The sequence below is a fragment of the Neobacillus sp. SAB-20_R2A genome (genome assembly GCF_049568635.1).
In the GTDB taxonomy this organism is placed as follows: Bacteria; Bacillota; Bacilli; order Bacillales; family Cytobacillaceae; genus Neobacillus; species Neobacillus citreus.
The window spans coordinates 2,302,553-2,316,567 of the sequence record NZ_CP145895.1 but is presented as its reverse complement, the minus strand read 5'-3'; the positions used below and the strand labels follow the sequence as shown (position 1 = coordinate 2,316,567).

General features: G+C 40.6%; 12 protein-coding genes. 6 read left to right on the top strand and 6 right to left on the bottom strand.

What is annotated here, in order from left to right; translation table 11 throughout:
• Positions 1-76 precede the first annotated feature (76 nt).
• Both V5M37_RS11355 and V5M37_RS11350 read left to right on the top strand, forming a co-directional pair.
• Positions 77-538 carry a MarR family winged helix-turn-helix transcriptional regulator gene (locus V5M37_RS11355; RefSeq protein WP_423802012.1) on the top strand — a complete coding sequence of 154 codons (462 nt, stop codon included), beginning with the start codon at positions 77-79 and terminating at the stop codon, positions 536-538.
• Between the two features lie 3 nt (positions 539-541).
• Positions 542-3,679, top strand: a complete 3,138-nt coding sequence (locus V5M37_RS11350; RefSeq protein ID WP_423802011.1) for an MMPL family transporter — start codon at positions 542-544, stop codon at positions 3,677-3,679.
• Between the two features lie 57 nt (positions 3,680-3,736).
• On the opposite strand, the gene V5M37_RS11345 is transcribed toward V5M37_RS11350, so the two are convergent.
• On the bottom strand, positions 3,737-4,249 hold the full coding sequence (locus V5M37_RS11345) for a CBO0543 family protein (protein WP_423802010.1): 513 nt from the start codon (positions 4,247-4,249) through the stop codon (positions 3,737-3,739).
• A gap of 223 nt (positions 4,250-4,472) precedes the next feature.
• Between V5M37_RS11345 and V5M37_RS11340 the strand changes: the two genes are divergently transcribed.
• Both V5M37_RS11340 and V5M37_RS11335 read left to right on the top strand, forming a co-directional pair.
• Complete coding sequence (locus V5M37_RS11340) at positions 4,473-5,930, top strand: alanine/glycine:cation symporter family protein (RefSeq protein WP_423802009.1); 1,458 nt, start codon at positions 4,473-4,475, stop codon at positions 5,928-5,930.
• A 183-nt stretch (positions 5,931-6,113) separates the two neighbouring features.
• Complete coding sequence (locus V5M37_RS11335; protein WP_423802008.1) at positions 6,114-7,667, top strand: TerD family protein; 1,554 nt, start codon at positions 6,114-6,116, stop codon at positions 7,665-7,667.
• Between the two features lie 39 nt (positions 7,668-7,706).
• On the opposite strand, the gene selB is transcribed toward V5M37_RS11335, so the two are convergent.
• The gene (gene selB / locus V5M37_RS11330; RefSeq protein ID WP_423802007.1) at positions 7,707-9,593 is read right to left on the bottom strand and encodes a selenocysteine-specific translation elongation factor; all 1,887 of its coding nucleotides are present in this window, start codon (positions 9,591-9,593) and stop codon (positions 7,707-7,709) included.
• A gap of 92 nt (positions 9,594-9,685) precedes the next feature.
• Complete coding sequence (gene coaW, locus V5M37_RS11325; protein WP_423802610.1) at positions 9,686-10,486, bottom strand: type II pantothenate kinase; 801 nt, start codon at positions 10,484-10,486, stop codon at positions 9,686-9,688.
• Between the two features lie 107 nt (positions 10,487-10,593).
• Here coaW and V5M37_RS11320 point away from each other — a divergent pair, with 107 nt between their 5' ends.
• Positions 10,594-11,067, top strand: coding sequence for a GNAT family N-acetyltransferase (locus V5M37_RS11320; RefSeq protein WP_423802006.1), 474 nt, complete (start codon positions 10,594-10,596; stop codon positions 11,065-11,067).
• A gap of 34 nt (positions 11,068-11,101) precedes the next feature.
• On the opposite strand, the gene V5M37_RS11315 is transcribed toward V5M37_RS11320, so the two are convergent.
• Together V5M37_RS11315 and V5M37_RS11310 are read right to left on the bottom strand one after the other, a co-directional pair.
• Positions 11,102-11,554: a GNAT family N-acetyltransferase gene (locus tag V5M37_RS11315; RefSeq protein ID WP_423802005.1), complete on the bottom strand. Its 453-nt coding sequence runs from the start codon at positions 11,552-11,554 to the stop codon at positions 11,102-11,104.
• Between the two features lie 51 nt (positions 11,555-11,605).
• Positions 11,606-12,184, bottom strand: coding sequence for a histidine phosphatase family protein (locus V5M37_RS11310; protein WP_423802609.1), 579 nt, complete (start codon positions 12,182-12,184; stop codon positions 11,606-11,608).
• 336 nt (positions 12,185-12,520) lie between these two features.
• On the opposite strand from V5M37_RS11310, the gene liaG reads away from it, so the two are divergent.
• The gene (liaG, locus tag V5M37_RS11305; RefSeq protein ID WP_423802004.1) at positions 12,521-13,381 is read left to right on the top strand and encodes a LiaG family protein; all 861 of its coding nucleotides are present in this window, start codon (positions 12,521-12,523) and stop codon (positions 13,379-13,381) included.
• Between the two features lie 46 nt (positions 13,382-13,427).
• Here liaG and V5M37_RS11300 read toward each other — a convergent pair whose 3' ends face one another.
• A complete protein-coding gene (locus V5M37_RS11300; RefSeq protein WP_423802003.1) occupies positions 13,428-14,012 on the bottom strand; it encodes a uracil-DNA glycosylase in 585 nt (194 codons plus the stop codon).
• Between the last annotated feature and the right edge of the window lie 3 nt (positions 14,013-14,015).

Here is a 14,015-nt window from a genome sequence, read left to right as displayed (position 1 = left end):
CTTTGTTATATAGTTTAACAGGTGAATAGTTCAATATGTTAACTATTTTTTCAAAAAGTAATGGGGTGAAGGCAAAATGGATAACAACACAATCCAGGATTTAATTGACCGCTATGTAAACATTTCCTTTCAGGTACATAAAAAAGCAGAAGCCTTAATTAAAAATCAACTTGGAAACGAATTGACCAATGACCAGCACTACATCTTAAGATATATCCACCAGACAGGAGAATGTACCTCAACGGAATTGGCCGAAGTTTTTCAGGTCAATAAAAGTGCAATAACAGCTATCATCAATCGAATGACTGATAGAGGCTTGATACAAAGAACTAGAGACGAAAAAGATCGCAGAGTGGTTTATTTAACACTAACAAAAGAAGGCGTCGAACTGTTTCAAAGTGCCCAGGAAAAGGTCCATCAATTAGTTGAATCTATCATTACCCAGTTCGATGAAACCGAAATCACAACTTTTATTTACACGTATGAAAAATTAGCACAAATTTTAGACAACAAGAAACAGGAAGAACTGGGGGAATAGCAAGTGAGAGCCATCATTAAGGGGAAATGGTTTATCTTAATCGCTTGGATTGCAGTCATTGCTGCGCTTTTTATGGCTGCGCCAAATATGGAAAATCTCGTTCGAGAGAAAGGACAAATTTCCGTTCCAGAAGGCTACCCCTCCACCCTTGCCGAAAAAATTCTCAAGGATGTTCAATCAAGTGAAAATAAGGGTAATTCCCTGCAAACGGCGCTTGTCTTCCATAGTGAAAAAAAATTAACGAAGGACGACTTCGCTGATGCTGAAAAAGCTGTCAAAGAACTAGAAAGAAATAAGGAGACGCTAGGAATCACTGAAATCCTCACCCATTTCACTCAAGAGGAACTGAAGGACCAGCTGGTTTCAAAGGACGGCAAAACAATCCTAGTTTCCATTAAAGTGACTTCGAATAATAGGGAAGCAAAGGAAATTGTCAAAGAATTAAATAAAGCGATTGATGATGTCAAACTTGCTCATTACTATACAGGCGGCTGGGTGATTGGCGAGGACCTCGTCACAAACTCTCAGGAAGGACTGAAAAAAACCGAAGGCATAACGGTAGTTTTCATTTTAGCCGTGTTGCTGCTTGTCTTCAGATCAGTAGTGGCCCCTATTATTCCTTTGATAACGGTAGGATTTAGCTATCTAACAGCTCAATCCATTGTTGCTATTTTAGTAGATAAATTGAACTTTCCATTATCAACCTTTACACAGATTTTCTTGGTTGCCGTCCTCTTCGGGATTGGAACGGATTATTGCATCCTGCTCTTAAGCCGCTTTAAAGAGGAATTGTCTGCGGGTGAAAATGTAACAGAGGCCATCGTTAAAACATACAAAACAGCTGGAAAAACGGTCTTTTTTAGCGGTGTCGCTGTTTTAATCGGATTTGCTTCAATAGGTTTATCCACCTTCCAGCTATACAAATCCGCCGCTGCTGTGGCCGTTGGAGTAGCGATTTTATTAATCGCACTCATCACAGTAGTGCCATTTTTCATGGCAGTCCTTGGAAAAAAATTGTTTTGGCCGGCAAAAGGCAAGCTTGAGCATAGCGATAGTAAGCTATGGGGTGTAATGGGGAACTTTGCCCTGAAACGTCCATTGATTGCTTTTATTCTTGTTGCCATTATCGCAATACCTTTCCTATTCACGTATAAGGATCAATTGTCATTTAATTCGCTTGAAGAAATCAGCGATGAATATCCATCTATTAAGGGTTTTAATATAATTGCGGATTCATTCGGGCCTGGTGAATCTATGCCGACACAAATTGTCATTAAAAATGACGATAAAATGAACACCACGGAATATTTGTCAATTACCGAAAAAATCAGTCAAGAACTCAAAAAAGTTAATGATGTCAAAACCGTCCGTTCTGTCACCCGCCCGACCGGCAAACCAATTGACGATTTTTATATTTCCAAGCAGGTAGCAAGCCTTGAGGACGGACTTGGCAAAGGAAATGACGGGATTAAACAAATCAGCGGCGGGCTATCTGAAGCAAGCACCCAGATGGCAGCTAATCAGCCAAAAATGGAGCAGGCAACAGCTGGAATCAGCCAATTAATCTCTGGCACGAAAGAAATCAAAACGAATTTGGCCAAGGTTCAAAGCGGCCTTTCAGATATCGAAACAGGACTTAAACAAGGTTCTTTAGGTTCAACACAAATAAAAGAAGGCTTAACCCAAATCAAAATTAATTCTCAAAGAGCTTTAGATGGAAGCAAACAATTACTTGCGGGCTATCAACAAACAGAAACTGGGCTGGGTACCCTATTAATCAACTATCAAAAAACGGCCGCTGGGTTGGAATTACTAAGCAGCAGCCTTAATTTGCAAGCTAATTTTAATCAGTTGGAAACAGATTATCCGACTGTCCAGAATAGTCAAGACTACCAAACTATTAAGGCGACAATTGAAGGCATCCCAGGTAAGCCGGAGGCTCCTGGGGCCTATGCGGCAGCACAGCAGCTAGCTGCAGGCTTGAATCAACTTAACGCAGGCCTCAAAGAAGCACAAAACGGTCTTAATACGGCCAATAGCGAATTTGCGAAACTGATTTCCGGACAAGAACAATTAATCAGAGGTATGGAACAGCTCCTTCCGGGAATTACGGCACTTGAGTCTGGTTTATATCAAATGGAAGACGGCCAGGGACAAATCGTCGCAAACATGCCGAAGTTTACAGGCGGTCTGGATGGCATCAATAATGGCCAGCAGGAATTGCTTTCCGGGTTTGAAAATATCGGCAGCCAAATTAACCAGCTTTCTGACGGGTTAAATCAAAGTGCCGATGGATTAAACCAAGTCTCAAATGGGCTGGTAAGTGCCCAAGATTATTTGGCCGATGTATCCAAGCAGCAGCAAAATGGTTTTTATATCCCTCAGGATGTTTTGGACAGCAATGATTTTTCGAAAGTGCTGAATGCCTATATGTCAAAAGACCGTAAGGTCATGACGATTGATGTTGTCTTTAATAAGAATCCATACTCTAATGAGGCGATAAACAGAATACCAGTCATAAAAGATGCTGTAAAACGTGCAGTTAAAGACACCAAGCTTGAAAATGCAAAGGTTGCTATTGGCGGTGTTTCGAGCATGCACCATGATTTGGATACCATTTCCAAAGGCGACTATTCCAGAACTGTTATTTTAATGCTTGCAGGAATCGGAATCATCCTAATCCTCCTGCTCCGTTCATTGATAATGCCAATTTACCTAATCGGCTCTTTGGTCTTAACCTACTATACATCAATGTCAATCTCTGAATATATTTTTGTAAACTGGCTAGGATACACAGGCATCAGCTGGGCTGTACCATTCTTTGCCTTTGTTATTCTCGTTGCTCTTGGAATCGACTACAGTATTTTCTTAATGGATCGCTTTAACGAGTATCGTGATTTACCTGTTGAAAAAGCCATTCTTGAATCAATGAAGAAGATGGGGACAGTCATCGTTTCAGCAGCTGTCATCTTAGGCGGAACGTTCGCAGCGATGATGCCTTCCGGTGTTTTATCATTACTAGAAATTGCTACGATTCTATTAATTGGTCTTGCCTTATACGCCCTAGTGGTTCTTCCGCTGTTTGTACCAGTTATGGTGCGAACCTTTGGAGAAGCCAATTGGTGGCCATTTAGAAAATGACGCCAATGTACTATCATACGAACGAATAAGCACGCTGAATCCAGCGTGCTTTCATTATTATTTCATTTTAACAAGGCTGACATCAAAAACAAAAATTAAGAAGAAGCTGAAGATTACAGAAATAAATAATGCCAGCAGTGGTTTGGAGTAATGAATTCTTAGTACTAGGAACATGACAATAACAAATATGCCTGACCAAAATAAATTCCAATTATGATGATAAGTGATCGCTCCTATTTTTATTGACACATATTCGAGCACGAGGAACATCACTACATAAAAACCGATATACATTGCTTGAATCGAAAATCTTTTACCAAAGGGATATTTTGATAAAAAAATCCAAGTAGACAAGGGCATTCCTATTAATATAAGTAGCATCATCGGAATGATGGCTGCCGGCAATCCATTCGGTTCCATCTGCCAAAGCTGGTATTTATAGCAAATAATTTCGTATAATGCATTCCCCAGTGAGGAAAATAAAATAGTGGGATAATATTGTTTCCATTCCCTATCTGCCAGTTTAAAGGCAGCAATTACCCAAAGAATCGAATAGATAATGGCAATCATAAAAACTCTCCTTCAGATTTTATAATCCCAGTAAATATAAATTTTATTCCTCAGCAAATTCCTCTTCTTATTTAAAAATAGTTAATAATATCTTAATTATGATGGCGTTTTCACAAAGTGGTTAAACAAGTGTATAATAAATATTTCAAAAATATAAAATATTCTTTATTTTATAGAAACCCTGTTATATAATAGAAAAGGCAAAAGATAAAGGGGGAGATTTATGGAGAATTTAGTAAATTGGCTTAATGATATTATCTGGAGTCAAGCATTAATCTTTTTATGTCTGGGAGTAGGATTGTTTTATTCTATTATTACTAGATTCCTACAAGTCAGACACATGAAAGACATTTTCAAATTAATGTTTAAAGGTCAAAAATCAGAAGCGGGGATTTCATCGTTCCAAGCATTATCTCTCGCTCTATCCGGAAGAGTTGGAACTGGTAACATTGCCGGTGTAGCGACAGCGATTGCCTTTGGCGGTCCTGGTGCCGTGTTCTGGATGTGGATGATGGCGTTCTTAGGAGCTGGGTCAGCTTTTGTTGAATCCGCTTTAGGTCAGGTTTATAAAGTTAAAAAAGATGGCCAATTCCGCGGCGGTCCTGCATACTATATAGAAAAAGGATTAGGTATAAAATGGTATGCTGTACTATTCGCCATTGTAACAGTCGTCGCTACAGGCGTTCTACTGCCTGGTGTTCAGGCAAATAGTATTGCCTTAAGTGTTGAAAACGCTTTCGGAATCAACCCAGCAATTACTGGTATTATCATCGTAACACTCCTTGCTGTTATTATTTTTGGAGGAGTAAAGCGGATCGCACGCGTTGCAGAGTTTGTAGTACCTTTCATGGCATTAGGTTATATTGTAGTCGCACTGATTATCACATTTATGAATATTTCTGAAATACCTGGTGTTCTAAAGCTCATCTTCTCCAGTGCATTCGGCGCCGATGCAGCATTTGGTGGTATCCTCGGTTCCGCTATTACATGGGGTGTTAAACGTGGTGTATATTCAAATGAGGCTGGTCAAGGTACTGGACCGCACGCCGCTGCTGCAGCTGAGGTATCACACCCAGCAAAGCAAGGAATTGTGCAAGCATTCTCTGTTTATGTAGACACTTTATTGGTATGTTCTGCCACGGCATTTATGATCTTAATTACCGGCATGTACAATGTTGCCCCTGAAGGTAAACCTGTGATTGTCAACAACCTTGGCGATATGCAGCCTGGACCTGGTTATACGCAAGCAGCTGTTGAATCGGTATTCCATGGTTTTGGGGCACCATTTGTTGCAGTTTCTTTATTCTTCTTTGCCTTTACTACAATCATGGCTTATTACTATATGGCAGAAACGAACCTATCCTATATTAATGGCCAAAAAAGGCGGATTTGGACTGAATACGTTCTTAAAGTTGTCATCTGTGGAATGGTGTTCTACGGAAGCGTCAAAACGGCTTCTCTTGCTTGGGGATTAGGTGATGTAGGTGTAGGAAGCATGGCCTGGCTGAATATTATTGCCATTCTTCTGTTAACCAAACCTGCTCTAAAGGTTCTACGAGACTATGAGTCACAGTTGAAGGCTGGTAAAGACCCTGTTTTTGACCCTGTCAAACTCGGAATTCAAGACGCAGACTTCTGGGAAAAGGAATACAATCCACTTGAAAGTGAAAAGACAGGTTGATATTTTACCTTGCATCTAAAAGGACAAACTCGGATTTAATTCGGGTTAGTCCTTTTTATTTGATTTAATGAAACTTTTTAAGGACTATTTCGTAGAAACTGTTATATGTATTCAATATGTTTCTCCCTATTCTTAAATAGATTTATATGGGTTAATTGTTTGAAAAAATAAGGAGTGAAAAATGTGGGTGTTACATTAAGCAAAGGTCAAAAAGTGGATTTAACCAAATCTCACCCAGGCCTTCAGAAAGTTGTTGTGGGATTGGGCTGGAATATCAATCAAAACGGATCGAATTTTGATTTGGATGCATCCGCTTTTTTATTAGGTCCATCAGGAAAAGTACAAGGCGATCAGGATTTTGTTTTTTACAATAATCCATCCGGAGGGAATGGAGCCATTATTTATAGCGGCGATAATCGGATTGGCTCCGGCGTTAAGGACGATGAACAAATACGAATTGAATTAAACCGGGTACCGGCTCACATCCACCGTATCGCCTTTACCATTACAATTCATGATGCCCAGGCGAAACGACAAAATTTCGGGCAAGTTTCGGATTCCTATGTTCGAATATTTAATGAGGAAAACAATGAAGAATTATTGAGATTTAATCTAGGTAGGGATTTTACAGTTGAAACTGCGATTGTCGCAGCGGAAATATATCGTCATAACGGAGAATGGAAATTTAATGCCATTGGCAGCGGATTTCAAGGCGGATTAGCGGCCCTTTGTGGAAATTTTGGGGTAACTGTTGATGATGCCCCTGTCAATTCATCCTATTCTGCTCCGGTTCAACAGTCTGACCGCCAGTCCGGGAATTCAGTTCAACCAGGCTCAGCCAATCAGTTCACGGGAAATCCTTATCAAAGTCAGAGCAATAATTCCTATCAAACGCAGTCCTTTTCCCCGCAGAACGGGAGCCAAAATTATAATAATTATGATCCGTACCGCCAAAGTCAAAATCAATATGATCCATACCCGCAAAGCCAAAATACATCCCAGCAGCCGATCCATCTTCAGCCGGATTCTGCCCAGCGACAACCTGCTTTTGGCTTTCCGTCTCAAACATTCCCTTCTTCAACGAACCCGCGGTCTACATATGGCGGCGATGATATCGTTTGCCCACGTTGTCATTCTTCAAATGTACGTACCGGCAAAAAAGGGTTTGGTTTGGGCAAAGCGGCAATTGGTGGCTTAATTCTTGGTCCTGTCGGTTTGCTAGGCGGGTTTATTGGACATAACCAATTAAAATTCACCTGCAATAGCTGTGGTAGTAATTGGTCCCCTTCGCAAACAGACTACGCGGAATGGGCAAACACGCAAAAAAGACGAGCCCAGGAATTATTTAATCGCTACAAGAGTCAGGATGTATTAGATGCCGTCGTTGCCGCTTGTGCATTGGTAGCCATGGCAGATGGTTATTTAGATGCTTCTGAACGGCAAAAGATGGTCGATTTTGTTAATCAAAGTGAAGAATTGAGGGTATTTGATACCACCAAAGTCATTCAAAGATTCAACTTTTTCGTTTCCAGGATTGAAAATGACCGAATGCTTGGCCGTGCCGAAGCATTACGGGCGCTTGGGAAAATTCGCACAAAACCGGAAATTGCCCGCCTGGTCGCCCGCTATTGCATTGCCATCGGCTATGCTGATGGGAACTTTGACCATAATGAAAAGCAGATGGTCGTTGATATCTGCCACGAACTCGGGTTAAACCCAGCTGAGTTTTTATCGTAAGAGTGAAAAAAAGCCTCTGCACTTGGCAGAGGCTTTTCTCTATTTATTTTTCCAAACTCGCTTATTCTCGACTCGTTTTGTAAAACCTTTTGCATCTAGCTTTTCCATGAAGGGAATCATGTACTTGCGTGAAAGGTCAAGGACCTCTTTCGCTTCACCCACTTCAAATTCGGGCCCCGTAGCGGTTTGAAGTTTATGAACGGCTTCTTTAAAAACATCTCCATGATAAGCAAACTGATCATCGAGCAACACAATCAACTCTTGGTCCTCTAGGAATCTTCGTAAATCCCCTTCCAGAGAATCCGGAATGCCTGCATCCGATAAATAGTCTTTTAAATAGCGAACTTTTAACTCATCCTTTTTCAATTCAGCAAGCAGATTTTCCGTCCGTTTTGCCCAGTTTTTTGGAACATGCGGTGAAAACTTAGCCAGCGAGACAAACTGTTCCCTCCGGTTAAATACCTTTTTAGAAATCGCATTTTCTACTACATAATCAAGAAGAGATTTCGAGAATTTCTTTTGCATCGATTGCAGAATTTCAGCTTTATTGACACCTTGCTTCATTGGATTTATATGATGATAATCCTGCAGTTTGTCATAAATATCTTCCTCTATAGAATGGATTAACTGTTGCAATGTATATTCCTTTCCATTAAAAAGAACAAATTCATCATCCTCGAGATGCTCGGATAAGGTTTCTTCGTCCAAGGCGGTCCGTTTGATTAATTCCGGTAATGAGAGGCTTTTCGCTTCCAACAGAGCGGCTGTTATCCGTTCTTTAGGCGTGCCAACTTTTTTCTTCTCCAGTTCCCCAATCGTTTGTTCTCCGAAACGATATTTATTTCCCCTAGGATCAATAACCCAGCCGCCTCCAATCGTTTCTGTTGGGCTTGGCCGTCTTAAGATGAAACGATCACCGCGTTTGGTCAGGATTTCTTCCTCAAGTCTCAACTGGCAAAGGATTTCACCGTTCTCTTCTTTAATTTCATTTCGGTCAAAAAAGACAATCCGTCCCATTACTTCGGCTGTCCCAATATGCAGTTTAATCGGCATCCGCTGCTTGATTAAATGCTCCAATTCCTCCACAACACGAATGGCGACATCTATTATTCTGGTTACAATAAAATGCTCCGAGGAAACAAGAACTTCACCGCGTTCCAAATCCTCTTTTGAGACTCCTGACAGGTTAATTGCTGCACGTTGTCCGGCAAAGGCTTTCTGGGAAGGTTTGTGATGAACTTGAATCTGCCGGGCCCGGACCTCCAGCCCTTTAGGCATGATTTTTAAAGCCTGCCCCTCTTCCACCGTGCCTTCATAAACCGTGCCGCGGACAACTGTCCCCTGCCCTTTCACAGTAAACACCTGGTCAATCGGCAGGCGGAACGCTCCTTTGGCATCGCGCATCTCTTGTGCCTTGAGCTTTTTAATGATTAGCTGTTTTATTTCTTCAATTCCTTTTTTAGATAAACTGTCAATTAAAACAAATGGTGCATCCTCAAATACAGTGCCTTGCAGTTCTGCTAAAATATCATCCTGTACAAGTTCAATGAATTCTTCGTCGACACGGTCAATTTTTGTTATGGCGATGATCCCGTTTTTGACACCGAGAAATTTTAAGATCTCGAGATGTTCTTTCGTTTGCGGCATGACACCTTCATCGGCTGCCACAACCAGTACCACCAGATCAATTCCGGCAACTCCGGCAATCATTTGGCGAATGAAGCGTTCGTGCCCGGGGACATCGATAACGGAAATCTGGATTTCCTCATCTTCATATAATGGAGCAAATCCGAGTTCAATCGAGATTTGCCGCTCTTTCTCTTCTTTTAATCGGTCTGTATCAACATTGGTAAGGGCCTTCGTTAAGGATGTTTTCCCATGGTCAATATGCCCCGCCATTCCAATCGTAAAATATCTCTTTTCCAAGCTTGCCACCTTCTTTAACGGTCTTCTTCTCTACTGTAGCCTTAATAGGTTGATTGTTCAAGCGAACTTTTTTAGACAAGGATTTATATGTCTTAAATTGATAGTAATGCACCAACCGCACCACAGTACTCCCCATTTTTTAAAAACGTTGACTGTAAGCCAAGCATCTTCATATAGGTCTCAAGAGTCTTTGTCAAAGACGGATTTCCTATCAATGAACTTCCGATAAAAACAATCTCTTTCACCTTATGGATGGCTGCCGCTTGCAGCGTTAGTAACATAATGGTTTCCGCAACCATATTGGTTACAGCGGCCATCCTGTCGGATGGAGAATGCTTCACGCTCAAACCTTTCGCAAAATTTGCCGCAGTCAGGTCACCATTTATCGGAGGCGCATCGGACTCATAAATATCCTTCACCCGTAAGTCAAGGTTTTCCTTTTGTCCCGTTACGGCCAATTCAGACAGCCGATAAAAATCGGATTCATTCGTTAGAAGCATACCAAGTCCCATGAAGGTGCCCCCGCCCATGCCGCTCCCTAAAATGCGCTCATACTTTTCCCCATCCACCAAATGCCAGGAAGTTCCTGTCCCTACGTTGACAATGATATATGGATCCGGCGTTTTCCTTCCCTCTTCAAGTAAAAATAGCCTGACCCCCTCACAGGTTGCCTGAAATTCAGGAATAATCGTACCGCTTGGGAAAAACCTTTCCTGCAAAATATGAGCCTTTCCACCTGTTAAAGCAGCCATTATATTCGGGGCAGCCGCTTTTAACCAGGAAATAGCGGACTCTAATTCACTAATTGGATATTTTTTATAATGCATTACACCACGTTCTTGAAAAGCAATTTTTAATAGAGAACCGCCTGCATCGATTCCCACCTTTTGCACAGTCAATCCTATCACCCCTTCAAGAATTACTATTATTTAATTCATTTTAAAAGGATATCGACCCGTCATGTCAAATCCTATATGTATTAAGACTAGGAGGAACAAAAATGATTAAACTAGTGAAGGTTTTAAAGAAAGAAGAACAAATTCTGCATAATCTCATGCAATTTTATATTTACGAATTTAGCCAATTTATCCCCGCTATTTCTTTGGAGGAAAATGGCGCATATAAGCCATTCGATTTAACACCATATTGGAGCAGTCCTATCCACCATCCATTTTTTATAAAAAAAGATGAGGAATTCATAGGGTTTGTTTTAGTAGAAAGTGCCACAGAATCGGAACCAAATACAATTCTAGAATTCTTTATCATTCGCAAATATTCCGGGAACGGCTTTGGAAAAATAGCTGCAAATGAAATTTTCACTCTTTTCCCGGGGAAGTGGCGAGTCACTCAAATCGAGAAGAACGAACCGGCCAAGGCCTTTTGGAGGAGTACCATTTCTAAATTCACCGGAGGTAGATTCAACGAAACAACTGATGAAAGAAGATGTACCATACAAGAGTTTGTAACGGTTTAATAATAGGGTGCCTTCGAGACACCCCTTCTTGAATTCATTTTCTTTTTTCAAAATGACTAATGAAAAAACCTGGTGCTACCTCCATGTCCTCCACCAATATGAAGCCATTTTTTTGATATAAATTTTTGGCAGGTTGATTGTCCTTTCCAGTGGAAACTTTATATACCTGGATGTTCCGGTCGATTTCTTCAACAGCATTTAATAGCTTCCCCGCAATTCCCTTTCTGAAGTGTTTAGGGTCGACTACCATTCGGCAAATCGTCAGTTCATTCCCTTCGATTTCATAAGAAACTGCTCCAGTAAGTTCTTCCCCTTCAAAAAATCCAATAAAGGTTTCATTACAATTCAGAAAATCTTCAAAGCTCTCCCTAAGAGGCGGGATATCATCAAAACCTATGAATTTTGCTTCTACTAGATAAGCGGCCCTTTGAAGGTTATATAGGTCCTTCGCTGTACTTAAATTTTTCATATTTATTTTTTGTATCATAAAGTTAATTCCTTTTAGTAATTTTTTATTTCACCATAATCTGGCGACCACCTATTCATCAAGAGAAAGATGTTCAACCCGATTATAAGCTTTAATGATCCAGCCATTTTCCTCAAAATGAATATCATTAAGACAAGCGTTATCAATCCTCGACTTTCCGTAGCCTAATTCCCCATCTGACAAATGGGCTAGAATGGCATTAATAACGGCGCCATGGGCGACGAGCAGAACGTTTTTATCCTCGTAGTTGTATTTAATTTTTTCCAGTCCTCCCATAAGACGTTTAATCAGGGCATCTGCACTTTCTTGATTCGTATAATTTCTGTCAGGGAAAGCAGTCCTAATTTCTTCAATTGTCATTCCTTCTGCGTCACCAAAGGACTTTTCCTTAAAATCATCCATCACAACTAATGGAACATTTATATAAGTATTGATAATTTCCGCTGTCTTTTTTGCTCGTTGTAATGGACTCGTTATAATAACATCCCATTGTGAATTTTTTAGGTATTCTCCACTTTCCTCGGCCTGCTTGATCCCTTTCTCGTTTAAGGGGATATCCGATCTTCCTTGTAGTCTTCCTATAGCGTTCCATTCAGTTTCCCCGTGTCGTACGATGCAAATCTTCGTAATGTTAATCCTCACCTTTCAATCATTAATGGGAACTCTTGCTTTAAGCGGCCACTTCTTTAATCCATACATTTGTTTATTTATATATAGTTTAAAAATCAATTGCTTATACAATTTAACCTTCCAAACTTAGCCACCGCAATCTAATTATATTTTCCTTCAAATTTTCATAATTGTAAATTTCCTGAAGTTATTCAATGTAAATTGGGACTGCTCCTTTACCAATTATAAATACACCTCAAGTCTTAGTTGAAAATAAACCCCTGGTACATCGTGGAAAATCAAAGGATTTCTTATGCTATATATAGAAGATGTATGAAGAAAAAGGGGATGAATTTAATGAAAAGAATTTTAATACTACTATTGGTTATAACCGGCTTATATATTGTTTTTAACCAATCCTACACATTCGATGTATTTGGTTCAGGTAAAAATGATGGGCAAGTTGCCATTACCAATGATACGAAGATGATCAAGGTAGATGTTGGCAGTGTCAAGACAACCATCATTCCTGAAGACCGGAAAGATTTAAAGGCGGTTTATGAAGGCAAACAAAAGCTGACTGTTAAAGAAAATGGGGATGCGGTAGAGGTTTCACTAAAGAGCAAATGGTTTACATGGTTCAATTGGGGTAATAACAAAAGCAACCTAATAATCTACATTCCTCAAGATTACGAAAGAGATATGACCATTGATCTTGGATCCGGATATTTATCTTTTTCCGGGGAATCCAAAACTAAACCAATGCGATTACAAAAATTAACTGTTGATATCGGATCTGGATATATAAAGCTTAACAATCTCGATGTGAAAGAGCTTAATCAGGGCGTATCATCAGGAAAGGCAGACATCAATTCTGTTAAAGCTGATAAAGGTATATTTGATCTCAGTTCTGGAGTTCTCGACATTAGGCATTATTCTGGTGCATTAGCAGCCGATGTCAGCTCGGGGAAGCTGGCGGTTCAAGTTGATGAATTAACAGATTCCGTCAAAATGGATGTCAGCTCAGGTTTAGTTAATCTTGACCTGCCGGATGATGCTGATTTTAAATTAGATGGCGGGTTTAGCAGCGGCTTGATTAAATGCGACTTGTCATTGAAAGAAAAAGTCCAGGATAAAGACAGTATCAATGGTACACATGGGTCTGGAAAGCATACTGTTGATCTTGATGTTTCGAGCGGGATCATTCATATTTATTAATCACTCTACGTATATGGTTTCCTAACCTTCTAAAAAGCGGCGCTTGTTAATGAGTGCCGCTTTTTAAATGGTAGTATTCTGCAGCAACCTTCCAATCCTCCAAAAATACTGACCAAAGATTAGGTCGGCGCCTGACTGCTAAGGGATGATATCCAACGGCAGTAGGGTAACCCTTAATTTCATGAATGGCACCACGAAGCAATTTTACCTCTGCTTCCGGATGGCCGAAAAAGGATTGAACCGCTACGTTTCCAAAGCAAAGAATCAGCTTGGGCTGTTTTTCCTTCAGCTGCTGCTTCAGATGAATCATGCATGTTTCACGCGCATATTCTTTGTCATAGGCTCTTACCGGTTTTCTTTTTAAAATAAAGGTCACGTACAAATCGTCCATGGTGAAACCAACATGATGGGCAGCCTTTTGTAGAGTTTGCCTAGTCCCACATACGAATGGATTTCCTTCCCTGTCCTCGCGGGCTCCTGGGTTATCAAGAATTATCATAATCGGGGCTTCCGGGTTCCCCTCTCCCCAAACCATCCGTGAACCATGCTTATCTAAGCCGCACTCGCTGCAGTTTTTTAAGTCTTCCGGAGTTGGCTCTTCCGGCCACAATATTGGACAAAAGTCTGACATGTT